Raw genomic sequence first — 24,870 nt, 5'->3', positions numbered from 1 at the left:
AATTTATTTCTTTTTTTTATTGAGTCTATAATCAAATCCTTTTATACCTGGTTGCGCATTTGGGCCATATGTAATTTTTTTCCCAGCTGCGTCTTTAAGAGGGGATCCATTCATATATACATGCCATAGTCCAGGACGTTTCTTCTCATAATGTTTCCCGTAAACTAAAGAGTTAAGCCATTCTCCTTTGTCTTTTGTTGAATTCACTGTTACATCTGGTGCAATAATGATAACTCCTTTAAATTCTTTAGATGCAGAAATTTCTTGTGCAAAGGTAGATGAAGCACAACAATGTAAGACCAATATGGGATGACCATTGTTCCTTTTCCGCCATCCCTTATCGGCAATATCTATACGCCTTGCAAATAAAGAAACATCCTTAGATAAGAATGAAGCAACATCCATCCATGGCTCTCCTGAACTAAGTTTAGATATTCCTATCCCCCATGCTTGTTGACGATATTCTTTTCTCGAACGGTCCTTTAGTCCATGAGCCCATATATTTACAACATTATCATCATAATTGTTTCTAAAATATGCAGAATTATTTCTAATATCATTCTGTGGAGAAACACCTTTTGTCAATATAATCCAATTAAGTTTCTTATCACCTTTTTTATCTATAAAATTAATGGGATGGTTGTCACAATAAGAGTAAGAACTACTAAATGGCATTTCTCCTATACGTGAATCCACTCCATACCATAGACTTGCCATAGGATTCATATACCTTGCACCATAATAGTACAAGCCAGTCTCCTCATCGAACTGTTTACCATTGAACTTATATGGTAGCTCTTCACTGCTGCTGTGCTCGTCAACGAGGAGTTCACCATATGGCAGGTAAGCATCATACTGGGTGATGTTGGCTTTATCGTCTGTGATGTAAGACGTTGAGCCCAAATGGTCACTGTGATAGAAGAAGGTTTCCTCTTTTGTAGTGTCGTTGGCAATGTAGCCATAACCAGCCTGTGGGTCATCAGGATTGCTTGGGTCATTCCAGCTTACAGGTGGACCGGGGTTGGTATTTGGTGTGGTGTTAGGGCGTGGAGTCTGAATCCAACCCTGTGGCACATCATGGTTACCGAGTTCTGTGAGAACAGCATTATAACCAACACCAGTGTTCTCCGGATCACCATACGCACCCTTCTCTGTCGGTACACCTGGAGCTACACCCACCTTCTTATAGTATGCTTCCTTCTGTGTCTGGATCTGATTCATACGTTCAGCATAGTCCTGCTGACCAGCCGTTACGTATGAGCCGTTGCGTCCGTAAACGTTGTTAAACAATCCTGTACCGATACGGCTGGCGATTCGCTTGTCACCGATAAAGTAATGCTTCGTGAATCTATTCTTGTTAACAGAGAGGATACTTGCAGGATAAAGCGTGAAGTTGTCCGTCTCGTGGAAGGTAATACCCTGTGGTGCACCATTGATATACACACCTTCCATCGTACCGTAACTCTTCATGATGCGTTCGCCAGCAGCGTTGTAAGTGTAACGACTCGTCTTGCCGTTATCGCTTAAGACCATCAGGCGGTTGTCCTCATCCCAATACATCTCACGGGTAGTATTCGTTGAATCGTTCGTTACCAGTGTTGGATTACCGTTAGCATCATACGTGTAATGATCATGACCAATCTGCGTTGGAGCCGTCGGATGGTTACTGTCCTCATACTTATAAGCGAAGTTATAAGACTTGGCAGTTGTCGTTGAGTCCACCTTCTGCACCTTCGTCAGCGGTTCACTCATCCTTCCAAACGACATCACCATATCATACGAAGCACGCTTTGCCTTACCACTTGCATGAATAAGACGGTTCAGCTCATCATACTCATACGTATGCGAACTCCTTCCTCCCAGCTTCGCCTTGTTGAGTTTCGTCAGCGACGTTGGGTTGGCGGCATTCGTAATACCGAGGATATTATCCACAGCATCATACTGGTACCTGTTCTCCATCACAGTCTGACCGTCCGCTGTAAGGTTCATCACCTGCAGATGTTCACGCTGCTTGTCGTAGGTATAGGTAGTCTCCGTGCCGTTACCGAGTTTCGTATAGACCGTATGACCCTCTTTGTCGTAACCTATCCTGTCAACAATAACGCTCTGACGTCCCTGTTTATTGCTCGTAAGACGCTCAACCTGTCCGGCAGCATTGTAATGGTAGGTAACCACCTCGCCATCAGGATAAGTCATCGTCTGCACACGGTTCCAGCTATCATACGTAGCACCATAGACATAAGTCCTGATATCCGCCACACTCGCCATGACTGTACGGACGGTTTTCGTCACCTCACCTTGACGACCATAGTAATAGGCTTCACCGCCACTCGCATCCTCAACAAGGGCAAGACGACCGGCACGGTTATACTTATCGCCAGCCTTACCATAGGTATAAGTAACACGATTAAAGAGGTTTTCTGGATAAAGCACCTCATGGAGTCGCTCGAAGTCGTAAGTGTAAGAGATGTAACCCTTGTCAGATATCGACTTCCTAAGCTCTGCCGTGAGCTTTGTCAGGAGGTTACCCGCCGCATCATAGGTCATATCCGTTTCACCAGCATCAGGATGGTTCACCATCAGTTTGCGACCAAGTAGGTCATAGGCATACTTCGTCTCCTTACCGTTAGGGTGCTGAACCGTCATCACCTGTCCGACAGGGTCATAGCTGTACTTCACCGTGATATCCTCACCACGGGCATGCTGCACCGTTTCACGGTTGCGCCCCTTGGCATCCGTATAACTCTCCGCATGTTGTCCCAGTGCATCCGTGACCGTTGTCTGGAGCATTGGTTCACCGTCATGGCTACCGATAGTATAAGCCGTACGTGTCACACTACCGTCAGCAAGCGTAACACTCATGGTACGGTCGTGTGTATCATACTCCGTCTTTGCCTGCAGATCACCTGTAGCATGGTTGTAAGTACCAATATTACCATGGCTCTCCGTCATTGGATAATAAGCCGCAATATTACGTCCAAAGGCATCGATAACAGCCCTTCCACTGACGATGGAGACCTTTTGATTGCTGCCACCGGACCACACCACACCCGTCTGTTTTGTCTGGACAGCACGCATCAGTGAGTCGGCAAAGGTATAAGTGTCAATGTTTCCATCCTTAGAATAATGGATGGTATGTGCCTTACGCTCTGCAGGGAAGTACTCAAAGCGGATAGTAAACGGCTGACCGCTCTCTATCTCATACGGAGCACGGATAGTCATCTGTCTGCCCAGTGCATCGTAGGTGTATTCCATCTTCTGCCCATTAAGGTCAGTCGTTACAGACGGAGCATTCCAAAGACCATCATAAGCCGTGCTGGAGCTATAGCCGTATGCATCCTTGACACTTGTCACAAGACTGTGATAGCGGTCGTCATACGTATAAGCATAGAACATACGCTGATGATTGTAGTTCTCCGGCTTCGTCATGCGTGTGATGTTACCATAGCCATCGTATGTCATGTTATAGACAGAAGGCTTGTCACCGTTATGAAGCATGATCTCCGTTATCTCACCGTTTCCGTCCACCTTCGTACTACGTTCACGGTAAGTCTTACCACCACTGCTGACAGTGATATGGCTCGGAACACCAACGATATACTTATCGGCAATCTTATGATAGTTGATGTTTGCCTCTAAGCTATAGCCCGTTGTCGTCTCCTTATATCCCTGTAGGTTACCATAGTCATCGTAAGTATTATTGACAGCAACCGCCAGACTATCCCCACTATTTACATCAAAGTTACTCTGAACAAGCGTCTTTAGAGCAGGGAAGACAACAGCATCAGCCGTATTATGGCCAACGGCGAGTGTCTTCAGGTCGTAGTCATATAGAGACCCCTGCAGTTTCTTTCCCTCAGCCGTATAGAGATATTCACTCGTTACAAGTCCATGCGCATAGTAATCCCTGTTCTTACCATAAGTCTGTACGGAATAACGATAGAGTCTGTCACCGTTCTCGGTATCTATCTGATTGGTACGTACCTGCTTGAAACCATAGAAGTCACGCTCACGACGGTCACGATAGCCACCGCTATATTCGAAGGTATTCCTACTTCGTATTGCTCCGTTCTCCTTGTATCCACCTGTCGTCTCAACCGATGACATCACCCAGCGACGTCCCGGCAAGTCGTAACTTGGAGTTGTCTGCTCATAGTTGATATTGATATGTCCGCCGAAAGGAAGCGTCACAGAGCGCAGCATGTTCGTTCTTCCCGTAAGGTTACGGTAGGCAATAAGCTGCTTTGCTCCATCAGCGACAATAATATCTGGATGTCCGTCACCGTCGATATCCCTCAAGGCAGTCTCAGTATAGCTGACACCATCAGACAAAGAACCTACTCCCTTGAATGTAAGTTTGAATTTCAATACCCAGACATGAATAGGAATAGTGACAGAGAAATTACCGTACTTGGAAATAGAAGTTGCTAAAGACTGATTAATTTGCCCGTTTACCTCATGTGCATTCGGCATGAAACCAGCCCCAGTATTAAAGATTATATTGATTTTTTCTCCATCACGGGTAACCATGTCTGGTAAGCCATCACCATTGACATCAACAAAAGAGTTGTTGTTCTTTGTGGTAGTACGAGTTCCATTAAACCCAAAAGATATATCTGCACTTCCAAGAACTGGAATCTTGGTTCCTAAACCAGCACCCCAAGTACTATTTTCAGAAGATTCTACCGTTGACACTCCACTGACTTGTTCGTCGGTGAAATTATAACCAAGTCCATATTTAACCTTACCATTATAGAGCATATCAGGGAGCCCGTCACCGTTGAGGTCTGTCCAATCCCTTGCCGTATGGGCTTTTCCTGAAGTAAAATCACCACTGGCACTCACTGACGCTTTTGAGACGTCATTTCCATTTGCGGCATTATTTCCAGAAGCATCAGCATTATTTCCATTCTCTGTTTGGCCTTGTGCCGGTTGAGGGCTTACAGGAGTAGCTGGCGCATCATTAGAATTATTGCCTTTTTTCTTTGCTTCTTTAACAGCTTTCTCTGCGGTAAGACTTGCCCCAATTGTCCATGCTTCAGATTTAAATTCTGGTTGTCCTACATCTATCTTCATCCGTTCATTACCAAGAGCTCCTGTAGATTTCGTATATTGTGCAATAATAGCACCATCATTGTCATCCAGCCAGTCTGGGTAACCATTGCCGTTGATATCCATTAAAGCAACCTTGCTGTAAGAGGTCTGTGTAGTCTTACTTCCGCTTAGCCCTGCAAATAAGAAACTGCCGCTGACACTGTAGCCATTGCTCTTTGAACTGCTGACAAGCACAGGGGAAGACAGTTCTCCTGCATTTTCTGCATAATTGACACTATCTATCTGGATTACATCCTCACCTATACGGGAACTACTTATTGTGTCTACAGTAATGAAAACATGTTCAGAACCTCCGACAAACATTCTTCTGTTCGTATTATAACCCATCACCAGAAAACGCTGCTCATTGATTGGGGGCAGACTCTCTACAAGTTTATTCCCGTCATGTGTAGAATGATAATGTTCAGCAATATTCTTGTATTTTTCCCTGTCAATCCTCAAGGCAGACACTTCGATAGGGCGAGAGGAGTACGCCTTGTTACCATTATAAGCAAACTGTCCCCAACCACGATAAAGGCTGCCATAGTCAACCGAGTTGTATCCAGAGAACACACAAGCCTCTAACGTATCCACAAGAACACGATGTTCAGCAATAACAACTGTAGAAGTAGCACCCTGGTAAGAGAGACTATCACGTAGGAACCGTACCTTAGCTTGAATTGATGCTGACAGTTCATTTGATATAGCAAAAGTTGCCGTTATCTTTCCTGTAGATAGCCGTTTGATAAGTGTAGTATCATTAACGGTGATAGTATCAGCCTTAAGTGTATTAGAGGTTCCTAACCAACAGGTATGATGTAGTACTGGCTGTCCATCTTTGTCATGTAAAGTAAGATAGACGGCTGCAGTATCCTTGTCATTATCCTTATTCTCACGCAGGACGGAAAGAACTGGAACAATGGATAGTACTGGACGGAATTTTTTACCCAAAGATGTTACATCAGGCTTTAGGTTTCTACTTGCAGCAATACTGACAGGCTTGTTGAACATCCTACGGGAAGCTACAAGGCGGACAGCATCTGTTTCATCATCATAATGGTAACTGCACTCCCATCGGACTTTGGTCCAGTCTATTGGCGAAGTTGTCGTAATAACAAAATTAAGAGATGTTGAATCCTCCTCGCTCACATCAGCCATATAATCATATGCTCCTTTGATAATTGTATCAGCTGGAAGAATGATACGTTTAATGATGGTTTCTCCATGAATATCCTGCCGTGTGACAGTAAGCATGACATCATCAGAGGTTTTCTCCTTTGTATAAGGGGCATGAAGCTTTACCTTACCTGTACGGTTGAAGACAGCAACATCGCTTTCACCCTCAATGTAATCAGCTTTGCTGTCGTATACTTTCAAATCAGATGAAAGATACTTGTCCTTACCAACTGGTAAGGAGGTATAGGTAATGATTGGATTCCAAAGCACTTTGTCATCATCTCCATCATATCTGGACTGAAGACGGAAGAAAAGTCTGTCACCAGCCTGTACACTACAATGAAGATTATGTGTTTTACTTCCAGCCTGCAGCAAGGAGTCTCGAATCATGAATCCCTCATTCTCATGCTGTATACTATATATGATACCATCACCTTGGCTACTTATCTTCTCAATCACACTCTTAATATTGACCGTTCCCTCAAATGGTGCACGCCACATACGGACAGCATCATTCAGCGGATATTCCTTTTCCAAAGAATCACGAATGAGCCTGTAGTTTGGTACAAAATGGCTATCTATGGCAGAACCTTTCTCAATAACAGGATTAGCTGTAACACCACTTTTTGGAGTAAAGACAGGCTTTCCATCTATTATATGGTTAAAATAGACACGTCCATTTACAGCTATATCCGTAAGGCCGTCACTGTTAAAATCATAGAGAAAGGTACTTGTCTTGTCCTTCCCTGTTGTACGGGTATAACTGATACCCGCAGTCCCCTTGGTTTTACCGACCTTCCCTATCTCGGCTGCAACTTCAGCACTGATGGAAAAACTTTTGCTCTTTCCTTCTGAGAAGGAATTGACCCCTTGTATTGCGATAGGGTTACTAAAGGATGTCTTTACAGCATCAGAATTCAAGTTCTTACGATAGAATAATTTGCCGTACTGTTGAAAAAGTTTATCAGGTAGCCCATCACCATCTATGTCGACAAAAGCAACTTTACCTATATTTCGACTCGAACTGTGCGTACCAGTCGTTCCGACATTCAGTGTTCCGATAGTAAGACCGAAGCCGAAAAACATTCCCATACCTACAGATTTACTTGAGGAGTAACCAGCACCCAGCATACTGAGATTATCATTACATCCACGAACAGAGTGTTTCAGTAATGATTCATAGTCGTCAGATTGAGTTTTCCATAATTCTGCCTTAGAAGAGAAAAGTCCATTTTTGAGGTCATTGTAATAGTCAAAAGATTGTGTAGCAACCTTACCATCCCTACTATCGTTCTGATCAATGCTCTTTAGCAGTATCTTGCCAAACGGTCCTTCTTCATAGTTTAAGGTATAGCTGCGGAGCTGCTGACCATTATTCTTCACTGTGACCTTACGGAGTAGCCCTTTGTCCTTTTGCATAATGCCAAGTCTTCCGCTACTCGTCACATCTTTTCGGTCTGTGGCTGTAGAGTCAATATTAAACTCAATGCTATACAGTCCTTCCGTCTCCCCGAATCCTGTCCATGTATAGCGTTCCGGATAAAGGTTATTGCCAGACTTCATGTAATGGAAAGCGGCAAAGTTCCCGTGGACATCGGTAACACGATCAAGTGCCCATTTGATACGGTTACCATTGGTATCGGTAAGAGAGGTTGCATCACTGACATGACCACCATGACCACCATAACTGTAGACTGTACCATCCTTTCCTGTCACTTCCCAGTAATAGTTCTTCGGGCTGTTACCCTTTCGGATAATCCTACTGAAACCACCTTCAGTCATTGGATAGAACTGCTTATCAGCTTGTCTTGCCAGAGAATCAGTCCTACGATAGAGTCGGTCACTAAGCTGCTGTCCCATGAGGAGATAGCTCTCACTTTCGTACTGATCTTCGAAACGTGGTACACCCCAGCGTGTCTCTATATCAATGCTCTGTACAGGAAGGCTCCATCCATAGCCAACAAAGCTACTGCCTCCCTCACTGCTGTACTGTAAGCCGGCACTTACGCCAATATCATTACGCCCTGCAGGAACTTCGAAAGGATAGGACAGTGTTGCCGTACCATTCTGATTAGCTGATGGGGCTTCAATCTGCTGAATACCTGCTGCTGGGTCAGCAGCCTTCAGCTCACTGATACCTGTAGGGACATAGTTCTGTGTTTCGGGACTCTCAGGAACTTTGATGATACCATTGATGACATCCGTAAAATGAGAAGTCTCTGCCATTGCAACCTCACGTTTTGTATCAATACCTTTTGACTGGAGCATTGTCCAACGTTGGTGCAGTTCATCATAATAATAGGTGTGAATATCATCTACAGTATAGCCATTCGGTATCAACGTGCTGTCGTAAGGTACTGCAATACTTGCCAGATGATGGACGAAATGATTACCATGAGGTAAGAAACGATAACCTGACACCGTATCTGTTCTTGCCATCAATGTATCACAGCCACCTGTAACATTCACCATACCAGTAGGCAAAGTTGGTAGTTCACCTTTTCTAAGTGGTGTAATACTAAGAACTTTACCCTTTGCCATAGCCTCACGTGGTACGGCAAGCTGGGCTCGTCCAACATTGAGCGTATCGCTGTCGGAATTAGTAAAGAACTTGCTGACGGTACGTTTGCCTAAGTCTGCAAAAAGTCTTGCAGATTTCTTGTTCGGCTTGTGAGTATCTACACGATTCCCCTTTTGATTTCTTACAACTTCTTTGGAGAATCTCTTCACAGAAGAGTTCTGTACACTGTCCTTAACTTGTGTATGTAAGGAAGTAGCCTTTCGGGAAATGCTATCTTTTTGTACAGAAGAGACTGTATCAGTACATGTAGAATCACTGATTACAGTTTCTTTAGCAGAACGACTACTTCCACCATTACAGGAGTTTAGTATGATTCCTGCAAGCAACAGGAACGAAAGGAGGAGTGAATGTGTAGAATACTTCATTATTCTTGCTATTTTGTTTCAGACCTAAAGGTCCTCAATATATATACTTGCGTTGGAAAATTTATAAAGGTAAAAATGAGATTTACTTCCTCACCAGTTTAAATGTCTTTTCTTTGCTACCACTTTGCAGTGTCAATAAGTAAACACCTGTCTGTGGAAGATAGACTTTGGTTGAGAAATATGTATCAGGCATATTAGTCTGACGACTGACAAGAGCTCCACCCGTCGTATAGAGTACCATATCCAATGGAGCTGCTTCACTTAGTTCCACCTGCACACTGACATATCCATTCACCGTTGGATTAGGACTTACACTTACATTTGCAAAGAAGTCACTACTTCCGTCAGAAGGGTTCATGGAAGGAATCTCTGTGATACCTGTCTTCGAAATCTGAAACTCATTCTCAGCCTTGTTGCCCACATGATCTGTCGTCGTAAGAAGGTATTTCCCTTCTATGAGTCCGTCAGCAGATTGTATGCTGTCGCTTGTAGTACGATTGAAAACAGACATGTGTTCTCTCTGTAGGGTCATCTTGTAAGGGGCGATACCACCTGTTACTCTGACAGAAAGTGTTCCTGTGCTGCCGCTCTTCTCCGTTGGCTGCTTTACTTCTATCGTTGTAAACATATCTTTGGCAGCTCGCAGCGTGAAGACATCACGTTTTCCTAATGGTATATTCTTAAAGACAATACTGTCACCAACTGTCATGTTTGCCTTATGATAGCTTAGAGTTTTGACAGAAAAGCTACCCGTTCCTGTAGGATCAACGGCAAGATAGTAGCTCTCCCCTTCTGCAAGAGGCTGTATCTGGCGTAGCTGCTTACCATCAGCTACAACATCAACATTAGGCTTGTCAATCCGTGTTGCAGTATCCATCCATCGTCTCCCGAGCCACTTGCCGTAAGCCTTACTCTGACGGAAAGAAAGTTTACCATTGTTGTCACCCCAAAGAATACTCTCACCATCTTCAAGAGGCTTGCTCATACTGATTGCAAGAAAACCATCATCCTCACAGCTCTTAGCTCTTGTCTTATGTAAGGCAGAAGCCTTGTCTGAGATAAGACCAGTTATATGGTGACTATAGGCTTTGTTGGTATAACCATTCCAAATGACCTCGCTTCTTGAATTAAGGTAACTGCTGCGAAGAGTCACGTCATATTTCAAAGCAAGATAGCTTTCCACACGGCAACGTTCTGTATCGGAAAGGCGGCGATCGAAGACGGCATACTCAACAGTTCTACCATCAAGGTTCTTTACAGGTAGCTTGGTATTCCCATTCCGACCGATATGCAGCGTCTGACCATTACCCATATTGGAAGAGGTCGTATAGCTGTAAAGTCGCATTTCAGGCAGCGAGTCCTTGGCATAATTCATGAAAGTACCATTACCAAGGTTTGCAGCACGCTCAGTTGTCTGCATACGAGTGATCGCTTTTCCGCTTCCAAGAGACCATATTGCCTGTTCTTTTTCGCCATATACCTTACTTACGCCTATATAGGTAAGTCCAGCACCAGCAGAGACACGGACAGAGGTAGAATCGTGTGACCATACCATTGGCTTATCTACACCACCTGGGGTCTGAGCTGTAGCAGAAAGAGTGGATATAAAGAAGAAAACTACTGTGAGGTATTTATGTTTCATATTGAGACTGTTTTAATATGATTCGAGGATGCTGCTTATTTAGCTTTGCCAAGTGGAAGACTATAGCCAATGGTAAGGCTGACAGTCTGCAGATTATTCATACGCTCCTGATACCCATAATCATTGGCACTGGTGCGGAGCATATCATTAAATCCGAAACCGTATTCCAGTCCTGCCTCAAGACCATTCTTTACATCAACATAGCCAATCTTAATGGTAGGAATGAATGCTACTCGTGCCTTGACTGATTCTCTCAGATGATCTTGAGTACGTTCTGCCTGTTGTCGATATACCTCTCCTACGCGGTCATTGGTAAAATCGATATTACGACTACCAAACGGAATAGCAGCACTAATACCTGCTCCCATATAAAACTTTGGAAAAACATAGAAACGAAGCAGGACTTGCGGAGTAATGAAATTATAATGAAATCTTGTAGTCTCGGTTACATTTTCAGGTTTCTTGTGTTCTGTCAATTTACTGAGAATACGGGTGTAATCAATGCCTAGCTCAGCACCTAATCTGCGATATTGCCATGTGCCAAAGACACCAATACGAGGACTGATACCACCACGTTCACTCATAGTGAAAGTAGGACGTATATCATAGTTTTCAATAATACTGCTTAATCCTGAAATGCTGGAATAACCTACTCCTGCTCTGAGTCCAATCCGAAAAAGATGATGGTGTGAAAAAGAGTAAGTCCTCATAGATGGAATTTCATTATGATTGTCCTGTACGGTGGAGGGCTGACTAGTCATAGAGTTGTCAAGAACATGCTCCCCTGTTTTTAGATTAGTAGGTTCATTGTCTGGTTCTTTCGTCTCGTGTTTTCTAATGGCTGTTTTATCATTTACAGGTAAAGCGTCAGTTGATAATGATTGGGAAAGAATAGTCTGCTCTGACGAAGAATGTTTTCCATTAGTGGTTTCCCTTTTCATGCTTGACATTTTAATTCTCCTTGTATTGAAGCTTGTAAGGTGACGAGGCACGTTCCCCAGCTTATTATATACACAATCTGAACGTCCTGATTCCTTCTGCACTTTTGTCTTGTCTAAAGAAGAAGAGACATGCGGTGTAGTAGATGGTGATGATGCCTTGCCTGCTTTCTTTTGTTCTATTATCTGCTCAGGCTCTGGTTCGTCATTAACACAGCGTTCTATACCCAAAAGAGCAACTATGCCAAGAAATATTCCTGCCAAAATATAACGTTTTTTTCTGTTACGCTTGTCCTTCATAGATAAACTTATAAGGATTAAAGTTTAAAGAGATAGCTGATACTAAGCTCTATGTTCTGTCCATGGGTTGAATGTTCTGCCCAGTTATAATCATTACGTTCTGTCTTAATGGTAGAGTTCAATCCATGAAAGTAACGTAAATCTAAAGCCCACTGATTGCCAATTTCATAGCCAAAGCCACCGCCAACGGCAATATCTGGTTGCCCTGTTAACTTTTCCTTCATCAGACGTTCCGTCTCTGCGATAGTGGCAAAATGATAATTTGCGAACTTACTGTCTTCTTGATTACTCTCGTAAGATATGCCCTTGCCATTAAGATTGGCTCCCGCACGTCCTCCAATGGAAATATTGAAGCCTTTGCGCCAAGGATAAATCTTCAACAGAGCAGATACGCCAATGTAGTTATAACGAGGTGTAACCTTATAGTTTAACTCCTTATTATCATTATAGACAAGCTGTGATGCCTTCTGCCAATAGCTAAATCCACCTTCAAGACCTATGATGGAACCATCGACATGATACTGAGCAAATACACTAACTGTTGGCGTAAGCTGCCACTTGTCTTTGAAGCTATAATTGGAATAATAGTCTTCCGGAACAAGAATTTTATCCATTCCAGTGTTGACTGACATTCCACCACCTAAACGGATGCCCAGCTTAAATGGTGTTTCTTGTGCAAAAAGATTAGCGTTTACTAATAATAAGGTGGCTAGAATACCAATTTTAGGAGTTACATTCATTGTAGTAGTTGGTTTTTAATTTATAAAGACAAAATTATAAAAAATAATAAGATTTACATAACCATTTCCAAGTTTTAACATTACATAGGGAATTTCAGTTAATTCACTCCTGAACCTGCCAAGAGCATTCAAAAACTGGATTCTTTTTCTTGGAAAAGCTCCTAGAAAAAGAATTTGCCGTGTTTTCTGCTCAAAAATCTCAAATGTTGAGCCGTATGGGTACACCTGCCCCTTCCATACCTGCCTATGGATGGATATAAATCACCTTATCTTTTTATCAAGCCACCTTCTTCTGTCCCTGGCCATCTGCCTTGCGGCAAGAATGGCGGCATTAGCCGTATGGATTCCAAAGAAGAGCAGTAATGTTTCGCTGAACATGTTACGTGCCTTGATGCGCCCAACGGCATAGTGCTGTTTCTGATTCTCGAAGCTGCCCTCCATTACCGTGGCCCTGAGGTTTCCGATAATCTTTCTCGCCGTCCTGAGACATTCAGATTCTTCTTTGGGTTTGGGACCTTTTCTGACGAAACAGGTCGTTATGCCTTTTTCCGTACACATTGTTCGGTTGGCATTGTTGGTATATATGGAATCGGCACCGACACGCTTAACTTTGCCCCCGTCAGAGATTCCTGATACTCAATACATTGCTTAAGACGGACACCCTCATTGAAAGCCTCAAAGCTGTGGTGCTCTATGAATGATATGCCATCAACCTGTATGTTGTTGACCTTTGCCCCAAACTCCACACGCTTGTTTTTCTTGCCCCTGACAATGGGACGGAGGTAGGGACGGTCGATGCTGACAATGCGATGCCTGACTTCCTTGCCAGAAAACAAGATAGTCTATGTCAAGAAGATGGGCAAGACGGTTGCGTATGGCGCTTACAATCTTTCCATCCCTAATGGGACAGGAAGGGTCTATCAGAGCGTCACAGAACATCTGCATGTGGATGCTTCCGTTAAGCATCTCTGTCAAGCCTTCGTCAGACAGACCTGTGTATGACTTGAGGAACATTAGGGCTATTTCTCCCTCACACGAAAAAAGAGGCTTTTTGCCCCGCTTGCTCTTATGGCTACGACTCGTACATGCTGCTGCCAACTCCTTAAGTGGGAGCTGGGAATGGATACGTCCAAGTTCGCTTTTTGCAAAGCTGTCACGATAGCTCTGTAAAAAATCAAACTCTGTAAAGGGCAAAGTTGGTGTTATATCAGAAATTTTTTGTATCTTCACGACGTTTTTTTTAAATTTTTCCCCCGATTCTGCCCGTGAAGGGTCGTTCGGGGGATTTTATGTAAAGGTACAAATAATATATTACACTGACAAACAATTAGTTAGAAAAATTCTGAATATCCCTAATTAATCTTAGGGAGACAGAGGTCTCCCTTTTTTGTTTTTATGCATTGCTTGTTGAATTATCTCCTACATGGGGGCTGCTCGCCCCCAAACCCCTCGGTGTTTTCAGGTATAGATTATTAGGCTACACCTGCACCAAAAATTGCAGTTCTATGTTGAACTTGCATTTACTAACTAGTTCCCAACATCCTGTTATTGCTTGAGGATCAATTTCTGTCTTCAATTTACAAGAAAAACAGGAACAAGGATAATGTTAAAAAGATGAAGATATAAAATTTAATCCGAAACATGCCCAAGATAAACTTTTCCATCTTTGAAATTTTATTTATTGATATTCAATTGATCAATATCTTTCTGTGTTACCTTTCGTTTTGCAGGATTTAACGTACCTCCTTCTGAACCGGACTTGACCTTATTGGTTTCATTAGCCGGGTTGGGGGTAGTAGCATTCGTAATATCAATACATATCAATCTGTATTGTTTGTTTAATAATAACATTTACTTTTTTATGATGGTATTCTCCAGGTGTCCAATCTTGAACTTTTTCTAAGGCTTCAAGTACGGCTTTATCAAAACAACTTAAATCCTTATCCTCTTTATTAAAAATTCTAGCACCAACCAATCTTCCTTTTTTGTTAATAACATATTGTACTACAATATTTGTTTGAATGTTATTGTCAATTTGATTGCTATATTGAAAATTAGCCGAGAAATCATGTAAGAAAGCAGTGTATCCACCCCTATAACTTGGCATCTTATCTGTAAAAGAACAAACTTCAAGATTTGTTCTTTTGTCGTATTTAACGGTTGGGCCAGAGGATAATAATATAGAGGAATTACACGAAAGTAACATAAATACTAGAGAAAAATATTTAAAAAAGTTATTTCTGTTGTACTGGATACCCAGGCCACAGCTCTTGATCCCAATAATTAGTAAAATATTTCGAGAATAATTCTTCATTTTGGCTAATTGTTAATTTGTTGTTGTATTTATAAATTCCATATCCCTGTTTCTGAAGTTCTATCTCTTTTAACATCAAGTTCAGTTGCCCTTTTGTCAAAGAATTCTGTGACGTTGATGTCTTACCGTCAATAGTTGTCATAGGATAGATCATAACATTATTTCCAATATTTGATGCTGTTGAAGGAGTGGAAATATAAGAATTAGGTCCAACTTTTAATAATTTCGTATCATCAGTTTGTGTTCGTTCAAACGGATGAGCCACTCTCAATGTATGTAAAAGCTCATGAGAAACGTCTTCAGCAACAATTGCATAATCTTTTAATACACCATTCTTATCATTGACATTTACCTGTGAACCCATATATATCGTAAAACCTGCCATAAGAGAAGACTCTTCGCTCGTTAACACTAAAGACTGAACAATATCTTTATTATTAGTGTAAAACTTAATAACTCCCGACATTCGTCCATCAGAAGCATCTGAAATCATTCTGTTGAATTCGCTCGAGATGGTATTCTTGTAATTTTCCATCTGAGCGGCACTAAAATCTCCGTTAAATGATAAATTTAAAGAAACAGTTATAACAGTATTTCCATTCTTGTCTGTCGTTTGTGTCCATTCTCTACCATCTACATCTATAAATTTCACGGGATTATTCAATGTATAGACATATCCACCAGTAGTTGTATACTTCTCTGCCAACGGATCCACACACATCCATCTTCCCAGCACAGCATCATAATGGCGTGCACCATAATCATACCAATCCAATCCGTGCATACGGTCAAGTTCCTTACCGTTGTACTTGTAAGATTGTGCGCCTCCGCCTGTACTCTCACCCATCAGTCCACCAAAGGCATAGTAATGATTCACTTGCTCCACTTGTCCATGCTCATCTATCACTACACGGTTGTTTCCAAGGTGATCCTGCAGATAGTAATGGTATGTTGGAGTGGAATTTGCAAGTGTGATGTATCCCACGTCAGTAAGAATCTTGCTTAATTGTCCATTCTCATAAATCATATTTCCACAGTAATCGGTTTTCAACGTTAAAGCTACATTAGTAGATAGAGGCGGAACGATGCTGCCCATAGGTACAAAGAGGTTAGTCTTCGAGGTTTTATAGGTGACAGAGAGTTTACGTCCTATCCGTCTAAAGAGTAATTGTTCTATTTATTTGTATTTTAAATTATTAGTTTCTGCAAATATAAAAAACTAATTTTACAAATCAAAGTTTAAGACCTACTTTTATATTGCAATTTATTATTGACATTGGATTTACACTACTAATGTCTAAAATTGAAGGAGTTTATCAACTTTATCATTACACATAGTATTATAACACGCAGATAATAAAACAACAAGAGGAATACCCTTGCGGTATTCCTCTTGTTTCAGTGATTCGCATGGGGACTGTAAGATTTCTTATATACATCTGTAAATAAAGCGTTTATAAAAACATTTTATTTGTATGGTATCACAATGGGTACACATTTTTTGCAAAAACTATCAAACAACTATCATCTTTTCTATTAATTATGATAAGGTTCAGTCCCCATTGTTAAAATAAACACGATACCTCCAAGTAAAACTCCTATAAACCAAATCCGTCATTAGGACTTTTAAGTAGGAAATTTCTGTTATTTCTCTATATTTTAGCAAAGTTATAAGACTTACCATTATCAGAGAGTACCCTCAGGCGGCTGTCCTCGTCCCAGTACATCTCACGAATAGTATTACGTTGAATCGTTCGTTACCAGCATTGGTCATTTCATATTAATAGACATAGTAGTGGAATTTTCATTATGAAGTGTCCATTTATTTTTATTTTCGTCAAATGTATATTGGACTTCTGAAATAATTTTCTTTCTTATACCAGATTTGTATGAACAATGCAACCTGACGATTATATTTCCTTTTTTTATAAATAAAATAGGCCAACCGATAATGTAATAATTCTTTTTGATGTATTTTTTATATTCAGAACCTTCAATGACATTCTCTTGTTGGTTTTTGAAAAACCAACTTGGAAAATATTCCTTATTTATATATATTAAATGCCGAGGGACTCCCGATCTTCCCAAATAGCCAATCGCTCTATTAACGGCCTTATCATAAATACTGTCAAAGTCTATAAGTTTTCCTTGCTTCTTAGCATTTTCAGGCTTGTAGTATAAGTCTTTCTGAGAAATTTTTATTGCCTTAAAAGTTTTATTATCCACATTAAAGAGTGATGTATATCCGTCTGTAAAAGCCCACATTTTATCTTGTCTGCAAAAGATCTGCCCTATCTCTATTAGCAGTGTATCCCTGTCTATCATTTGTAAAAGCGGATATCCGACAAGATTCTTTCCTATTATAAGTTTACCGTTCTTAAGGTGTAAATTATTCCAGCCCTTTATTCTTTGAACATTAAAACCATATGGATTATAATTATTGACGAGATAGAAATCTTTTCTGTCAAATTTATCTTTCCACCTGTCAGGTACTGTTCTTAAGAAATTATAGTATGAGATTTCCAATGCTTTGTTTAAAGAAGCATTCTGTCCTTTTATATTTACGCTATATATTATCAACACAATACAGAGTTGAACAAAAACAAATTTCTCTTTCATTTCTTGAATGATTTTTATTGATCTGTAACAGAAACCTCTCTAAAACCTCTTCTTGTCACTTGACCAAAATTCTGATAAACATCTATTTGCATCTTAGATAGGATTCCTGTATGATTATAAATATATACAATCTTATCTCGCATGGAAATAACATAACGTGTAGAGGACGCAACATCTATATCCGCTGCAGATGGTCCTTGAATCCAATAAGAATTTCCATTTGTTCCGCTAGGGTGTGTATGGATATATACCAGATCAGGATAATCTCCCGAACTAACACTGACAGTACTTTTTGTAGCAGGATCACCAACATCTCCCATCTCACAATAGACTGAAGTCTCTGGATCATTTCGAGTGAAAGTTAATTTATATTCTCTATTATTGTTATCAGATGTTCCTCCCAGCCCATTATCACCAATCTTTGATACAACTTCATTTCGAACTCTACGACTTCCATCTATTTCTACGAAATTCTCTTTATTACTAATATCTTTTTCTTTTATTATACGATCCCTAATCTTTTTGTCAAGCCCATTAACTTTAGCTTTTCCATATGATTCAATATTTTCTTTGTTGGACATCTTTAACACATATAGTTTTTGATCATCTTTACCATCAGAGCCTAAATAGGTACCGTCCCCAGTAATATAATCTCCAGCAGCCTTTCCTGTCCGATCTATAAAGCGAATAGGATTATTTAAACAAATGTTATATGAGCATATTTGCAAGAACTTCTCTGCCAACGGATCCACACACATCCATCTTCCCAGCACAGCATCATAGTGGCGTGCACCATAATCATACCAATCCAATCCATGCATACGGTCAAGTTCCTTACCATTGTACTTGTAAGATTGTGCGCCTCCGCCTGTACTCTCACCCATCAGTCCACCAAAGGCATAGTAATGATTCACTTGCTCCACTTGTCCATGCTCATCTATCACTACACGGTTGTTTCCAAGGTGGTCCTGCAAGTAGTAATGGTATGTTGGAGTGGAATTTGCAAGTGTGATGTATCCCACGTCAGTAAGAATCTTGCTTAATTGTCCATTCTCATAAATCATATTTCCACAGTAATCGGTTTTCAACGTTAAAGCTACATTAGTAGATAGAGGCGGAACGATGCTGCCCATAGGTACAAAGAGGTTAGTCTTCGAGGTTTTATAGGTGACAGAGAGTTTACGTCCTGCACCATCATATGAGTATTCTGCCATGTGCCCAAAACTAAACTGAAGTTTCGATGGTAAATTTAATAAATTATATTCTATCTTAGAAATCTTTTTATTAAAATCTTCTGTCATGTTACCATTTGCATCATAGACATACTCATTTTCTACATCTGCACCATCAACGAATTGAAACGCACCATAGGATGTCACTGATGTGGTAGCAGCATCCGTAACCTTAATAAGCTGATTACCATTATATTTGTATGCCAACTTATCTATAAGTCCAAAACCGCTATCATGTTTACCATGCCGTCGTAAGGTTAATATGTTTCCCATCAAATCGTATGTAAGAATCTCATTGTATTTATCATTGATAGTTATATTGTTACCTTCTCCATACAGGGCATGAGTCAGACGATTGATATGATCATAACGGAATTGGTAACCTCGTATTACTTTCTCCATACCAGCCTTCCACTGCATAGCACTGATATTACCACTATAAGAAGCAACTTGCGGTGAAATCCCCCCAACAGCAGTATTATATGCTAACGTTTCAGAAAAGAAATTCCCCGAGATTCCTGTCAACCAGTCACGTACATTATAGGTATATACAGATGTCTCTGTTGCTTTCGATTGTTTCTGAAGTCGTCCAATTTCATCATAGGAATTGCTCAGGAGTATTTTCTCTGGTAAGTCATTTAATTTATGGGATGTGGTGAGAAGACGATTGACGTAATCATAAGTGTAACTATATACTTCTTTCTGCACAGGCTTATTTGGTACAGTGTGTATATGCAGTTTCTGCCTTATCGTTCCAGGAAAATTATAGGCTGTATACTCATCTTCGAATCCTCCCAGATGATTGCTGGCATGCACCTGTACCATACGTCCATAATCATCATAATAGTAGGAAGTAATGGTATACTTGTCAGAAGCATCAAGGCTATAAATACGTTTACCTGTCAGTAAACCCTTAGCTCCACCTATATATTGTTGATCATAACCAACAATCATAGCATTATATTGTATTTTTACTTTTTCCAATGTTGACAAGGAATTGATAAATCGGTAATCATCATAATAGTCTACAGAAGTTAAATAAATAGGTGTAAAATTTAAATTCACAGTATAACCAGCTATTGTACCAGAACCTGTAAAGGTGGCTAGTACTACCATATTACTTACATCGGGAACTGTCTGTAATTTACATACAGCAGAAATAACGTGTCGTCCAAAGGCATCATATAGAAAGAGTGACCATTCTTTTTTTTCATACTGGTTCCCATCTTGACTAAAAATAAGTCTATCAGCCATGTCGTATTTCATTAAAATTGCTTTGCAACCAGGTAGTTTCTTTATGACGCAATTACCTCTTCTATCATATTGGTAATAATATGCTGTTTGTTGTAATAGCTCATGGTTAATATTCCAGCTGGAATTAGCTGTAGAAAGGCGTTGAGATGCATCGGGGGGTAGTACATAACGTAAACGACCAAAATCATCGTAAACGAAATAAGTATCTAACATCTTACTACCATCCATTACTCTCTTTAACACCACTCTACCTTGCTTGTCCTTAAACTCATAATTAACATGATCGTCCTCATCAGTAGTTTGGATGACTACAAGTTCAGATTTTGGATAAAAACCCTTGTTAAGTATAGACTGCTGATCATCTTGTATGACATACAACACACATGCTAAACTACCTTTCTCTGTATTAGTGAAATAGTTATTTTTGACTTTTCGTCCCGCATTATACCAAGCTTGTCCAGGTCCTGTTGTATAAGAAACTCTGTCCAATGACGACTGCTCATAAATTATTTCTTGGTAAGCCATAGGATCCAAATAAAACGATTGAGAAGCAGTCTGTACAGTTGACTGACTGCTACAACCATCATGAGCAGCCATAGGTACTGGAGACCATACTTTATATTGTCTGCCAGCACCATCATACTCCTGATAGGTTACAATATCACTTCTAGATGGCGAAGCTGCTTTTAATGCAGTTTCAAAAGGACGTCCAAGACCATCATAATACACAATTTTATCTATATATTTCGTTCCATTTGCATTCAGCATAGTACGTTCAAGAGTATAATTTTCATCAATTCTTGAGGAGAAAGGTCGTATATTTGATAGTGATGTAAGATGCTTATCTGTGTTTATTTTTACACTATCTAAGCAAGACTTTTTTTCAATAATATCCAATACGCTCTTAATAGGTAGTACAGCCTTAGCAGCTGACAAATGAACTGAACTGAAAAATATTATTAACAGCACGATGATGATATGCTGTGTACTACAATTACCGATTTTTATGTTACACTTCATAACACTCATTTTAAGTTACTAAACTTTCCAACCCCTTGAAACACTGTCTTTTCTCACCCACTTTTGCTTGTCGTCCCTTATATCCATTGAGTTTTAACACATGTATAATAGAAGTTAAGCAGTCTGTTCACATACTTCATTCCATTTTTCCAATAAATCAACGATATCTGCTTTTACAGTACCAGCCAAATCATAGTTGTGTTGTTCAAACATACAGAATAGTTTTTTCTGTTTTTACCTTTCGAAGTGCCTTTTCTTTTTTCCATTCTTATGATGGTAATCATAATTATGACGTACTGATGAGAACTCCGTTCAAATAATTGTGAGTTCTTAATTCTGAATTATCAAGAGTTGTCTATGCGTTAAATTGTAAACTATTTTCGCACTCCCGAAAACTGATACATGGTATTGGGGATTGTAAAAGATACCCAATGGACTTGTAAAAGGTGCCCTTTAAGGACCTTGTTAACGCCCTTCAAGACCCTTGTTAACGCCCTTTGAGAACCTCCTTTGTAAACTACTGATAAACAAGCGCTTACAAAGGCACAAAAAGTGGATGTTTTTGGAGTTTTAAAGCGTTATTAAGCTGATATTTTGTAAAGTTAATTCAATAACGTTAAGACTAATATGCAGTAACAGATCCCTCAGGGTCAAAGAATATACAGAACTGGTTGACGAGTTTATAGTTGACGAGTTAACAAGTTATATGTAGCAATAAACACTGCAAACAGGGATAGAGGGTTTGTCAAAGCAAAAATCATTAATTTGATAACTTTCAATTTATAAGTAGGACTCTTCTAAAGGGAAGAAAGGGTTCTATAACGAATCATGTGGGTTGTGTGTTGATATTCCATCGGTTTGGTGCGGGTGCTCAGCACATGTCGTGCGGAGGGTATGCACATGTCGTGCGGAGGGTATGCACCACATGTGCGAAAGGTTAACACCATTGCTGTATATGAAAGGGGATGGATTTAATGTGCGTTAAGCGCATTAAAACGAAGGGCAATTTGGAGTTTTGTTTAGTTGGAGGCTATACTTTCAACAATATTTTAGGCTCTATGACGAATTACCCACACGTTTCGTTATAGAGCCAAAAAAGCCCATTTCATTACTCAAAACCGAGTATAGAAATGGGCTTTCTTTATTGGATTGTTTCAAACTGCAAGATTACCAAAATGGTATTTGCATTTTGACACATCTTCATTCTGAATCATGAAAATCTATTTGCGCGTAAGCTTAGGCTGCACATAGACCTCACCGATACCGCGGTAGGCACCCATGACTGGTTTAGAGTCAGAGAAGCGGTTCCAGCCATAAGATGAGAAGGTTTGCTCAGAGGCGAGCTTCTGTGCTTCCTTGAAGACAAGGTTGCCCGTATCATCAATAGAAAGGAGGATACTCTCCTGCGTACCATTGATGGCTGTCTCGTGCTCCTTGCTGAAGTCATCGGCAACAATGACAGAGATAAAGTATTCGTAAACACCTGTCTGCACCTCATTCTTAGCGACCACCTTACCATTGGTCATCTTAAAGCCCTTACCGGGGATAAAGTCAACTGACCATGTGTATTTGTTATCAACGATGAAGTTCGCTTTGTTCGTTCCAGCAGCTTCGATACGTACATCAGTGGTTCTCTCAGACAATGTACGATCAGCATTACGCATCTTTGCAGTCTGCTTGTATTCGCCAACGAAGTCAGCCAATGAAGCCTGAACCACCTTCAGCGAGTCAACTAAGCCCACAGCCTTAGCGATAACCCAGCCAACACGTGCTTTGCCCGTTGTATTCTCAGTCACCTTCACGCCAACCTCGTTGCCTTTCTGCTCAACGCTGATCCAGTCGCCCGTCGTCACATAGGTAACAGGAACGTTAGCCGTAGCAATCAGCGTCTTCTGTACAGCCTTGTCGTCGGTGAAGATATCCTCACCAGCAGGCAGACCGAAGGTGATACCTTCTTGCTGAACGTTAAGGGTGATAGAGTCGCCCTGTTGGCTTTTGATAACGAGGAGCGTGTTACGCGACTGTGGGCTGGTATTTGTTGCAGCGGTCAACATAAGTGTCTCAGCCTTCTTCGTAACCGTCAGCCACGCATCCTGCGCATAAGCCTGAGCAGGTTCAGAAGCCATCTTCACCTCGTTCGTTCCACCAATCACGTTAAATGCTGTCTGCGCCTTTACGACGTTCAGTCCCACAGCGTATTCAGGCAGTTCGTTATCGTTGCTGCTGCATGCCGTTCCAAGAACGGCAGCTGCAACGAGCATGAATATAGAAATATACTTCTTCATAATTAATTAATTTTCTTCATGTACTGGATATTCGGCAATGTGAAGGCAAATACATAGTTGCCATCAGCATCGGTAACAGGCTGCAAGTCTTCGCCGTATGCTACACCGAAGAAGGAGTCAACGGCATGACCTGTAATCTGTCCACTGTCTTCAGCCGTAGCTTGTTCCATGTCATCATCCCATGTGAAGAACAAGCTACCCTGACCTTCACCGAAGAGTTTACCCTCCTTCTGAGATGCTGGAATCAACAAGATACCTGCTGGATACTTATAGGTTGGGTCGGTCACTGGCTGTCCTGGGAGTTCCAGACGTCCCGTTGCTGGGTCGTAAGTCAGGAGCAACTCATAGTTGACATTATTAATATTCAACTTACCCTTCAGTGTGTTGGCAACAGAACCCATCTCCAAGGTAAGCTTGATACGCTTACGCAGGTTCGTCTTCAACTGCCATTCGCCAACCCAGAAGTCGATACTCTTATGAGTCTTTGGCAAGAACTGAATGATTTTAAGGTCGCCTTCTGTCAACGAGTGATCAGCATCATTCCATGTGAAATGTTGATACTTCTTATTGCCGATGACGATAGGTTCGCGAAGGACGATACCCGTATTCGTAGTGCAATAAGGCATCTCCCACTTCTTATCGCCCAAGGTAACACTAAGTCGTCTCACCTCTTGTGTGAGGGTGCCTTGCCCTAAGGTGTCGTTGCCCAAGACGAAATCATAGGTTTCGACGTTCATCCCTTCCATCACAGAGATCAACCCTACCATATACTCTTCCCAGCTCGTGCCCTTTGGCAGGCGAGTGAGCACCATCTCATTCTGCCACTTACGTCCTTTCAAGAAGATACTATCGTTAGTAGCACGGAGAATAGAGAACTCATAGTCGCCCTGCGCACCGTCAGGACTACCCAACCAAGTCTCAGCCAAGGGGTGAATGACTTCGTTATAACCATTGAACGACAAGGTAGGTCCCAAGTCTTTGATGACGTCATAGCCTGATGTAGCTTGCGCCTCAGGGTTCCTCACGTCACCCATCGCCGTCACATGACCATTCTTGAACTTCAGCAACAGCGTATAACCACCATAGCTATAGTTCTTACCTGTATAATACTGCATTACCCAACCATCCTCTGACGACTCCAGCAGTGCCTTATAGTCAGCCACCTTCTTCTCGATTCGTTCAGCCGCAGGGAGGTCGAAAATGGTCTTATCGTCATGCAGACACGATTGCAGAGAAAGTGTCAGGACGATAGACATGAATAGCAAATATACCTTTTTCATTTGCGTACTTATTTACTTTTATCAGGTTCT

At 41.1% G+C, this 24,870-nt stretch carries 10 protein-coding genes and 1 pseudogene; all 11 read right to left on the bottom strand.

What is annotated here, in order from left to right; genetic code table 11:
- Positions 1-3: 3 nt before the first annotated feature.
- The gene (locus J4856_RS05425; protein WP_172823693.1) at positions 4-9,216 is read right to left on the bottom strand and encodes a SpvB/TcaC N-terminal domain-containing protein; all 9,213 of its coding nucleotides are present in this window, start codon (positions 9,214-9,216) and stop codon (positions 4-6) included.
- Positions 9,217-9,298: 82 nt separating this feature from the next.
- Entirely contained in the window at positions 9,299-10,858 is a 1,560-nt protein-coding gene (locus J4856_RS05420) for a T9SS type A sorting domain-containing protein (RefSeq protein WP_025839569.1), read from the bottom strand.
- A 35-nt stretch (positions 10,859-10,893) separates the two neighbouring features.
- Positions 10,894-12,096 carry a porin family protein gene (locus tag J4856_RS05415; RefSeq protein WP_025839570.1) on the bottom strand — a complete coding sequence of 401 codons (1,203 nt, stop codon included), beginning with the start codon at positions 12,094-12,096 and terminating at the stop codon, positions 10,894-10,896.
- A 17-nt stretch (positions 12,097-12,113) separates the two neighbouring features.
- Positions 12,114-12,836 carry a porin family protein gene (locus tag J4856_RS05410; protein ID WP_025839572.1) on the bottom strand — a complete coding sequence of 241 codons (723 nt, stop codon included), beginning with the start codon at positions 12,834-12,836 and terminating at the stop codon, positions 12,114-12,116.
- A 261-nt stretch (positions 12,837-13,097) separates the two neighbouring features.
- Positions 13,098-14,066, bottom strand: a pseudogene (locus J4856_RS05405) (transposase family protein).
- Positions 14,067-14,646: 580 nt separating this feature from the next.
- Entirely contained in the window at positions 14,647-15,042 is a 396-nt protein-coding gene (locus tag J4856_RS05400; RefSeq protein WP_159430559.1) for an energy transducer TonB, read from the bottom strand.
- Positions 15,043-15,070: 28 nt separating this feature from the next.
- Positions 15,071-16,201, bottom strand: coding sequence for an RHS repeat domain-containing protein (locus J4856_RS13400; RefSeq protein WP_394365382.1), 1,131 nt, complete (start codon positions 16,199-16,201; stop codon positions 15,071-15,073).
- A gap of 719 nt (positions 16,202-16,920) precedes the next feature.
- On the bottom strand, positions 16,921-17,769 hold the full coding sequence (locus J4856_RS05390; RefSeq protein ID WP_025839151.1) for a hypothetical protein: 849 nt from the start codon (positions 17,767-17,769) through the stop codon (positions 16,921-16,923).
- A gap of 14 nt (positions 17,770-17,783) precedes the next feature.
- The gene (locus J4856_RS13190) at positions 17,784-21,275 is read right to left on the bottom strand and encodes a DUF6443 domain-containing protein (RefSeq protein WP_234967200.1); all 3,492 of its coding nucleotides are present in this window, start codon (positions 21,273-21,275) and stop codon (positions 17,784-17,786) included.
- 1,220 nt (positions 21,276-22,495) lie between these two features.
- Positions 22,496-23,560: a BACON domain-containing protein gene (locus tag J4856_RS05380; RefSeq protein WP_065367963.1), complete on the bottom strand. Its 1,065-nt coding sequence runs from the start codon at positions 23,558-23,560 to the stop codon at positions 22,496-22,498.
- Positions 23,561-23,562: 2 nt separating this feature from the next.
- Positions 23,563-24,840, bottom strand: coding sequence for a DUF4302 domain-containing protein (locus J4856_RS05375; RefSeq protein ID WP_065367962.1), 1,278 nt, complete (start codon positions 24,838-24,840; stop codon positions 23,563-23,565).
- Positions 24,841-24,870: the final 30 nt, after the last annotated feature.

It is taken from the genome of Prevotella scopos JCM 17725 (assembly GCF_018127785.1).
GTDB lineage: Bacteria > Bacteroidota > Bacteroidia > Bacteroidales > Bacteroidaceae > Prevotella > Prevotella scopos.
The sequence above is the reverse complement of the archived record's forward strand: the minus strand, read 5'-3'. Positions and strand labels throughout refer to the sequence as shown.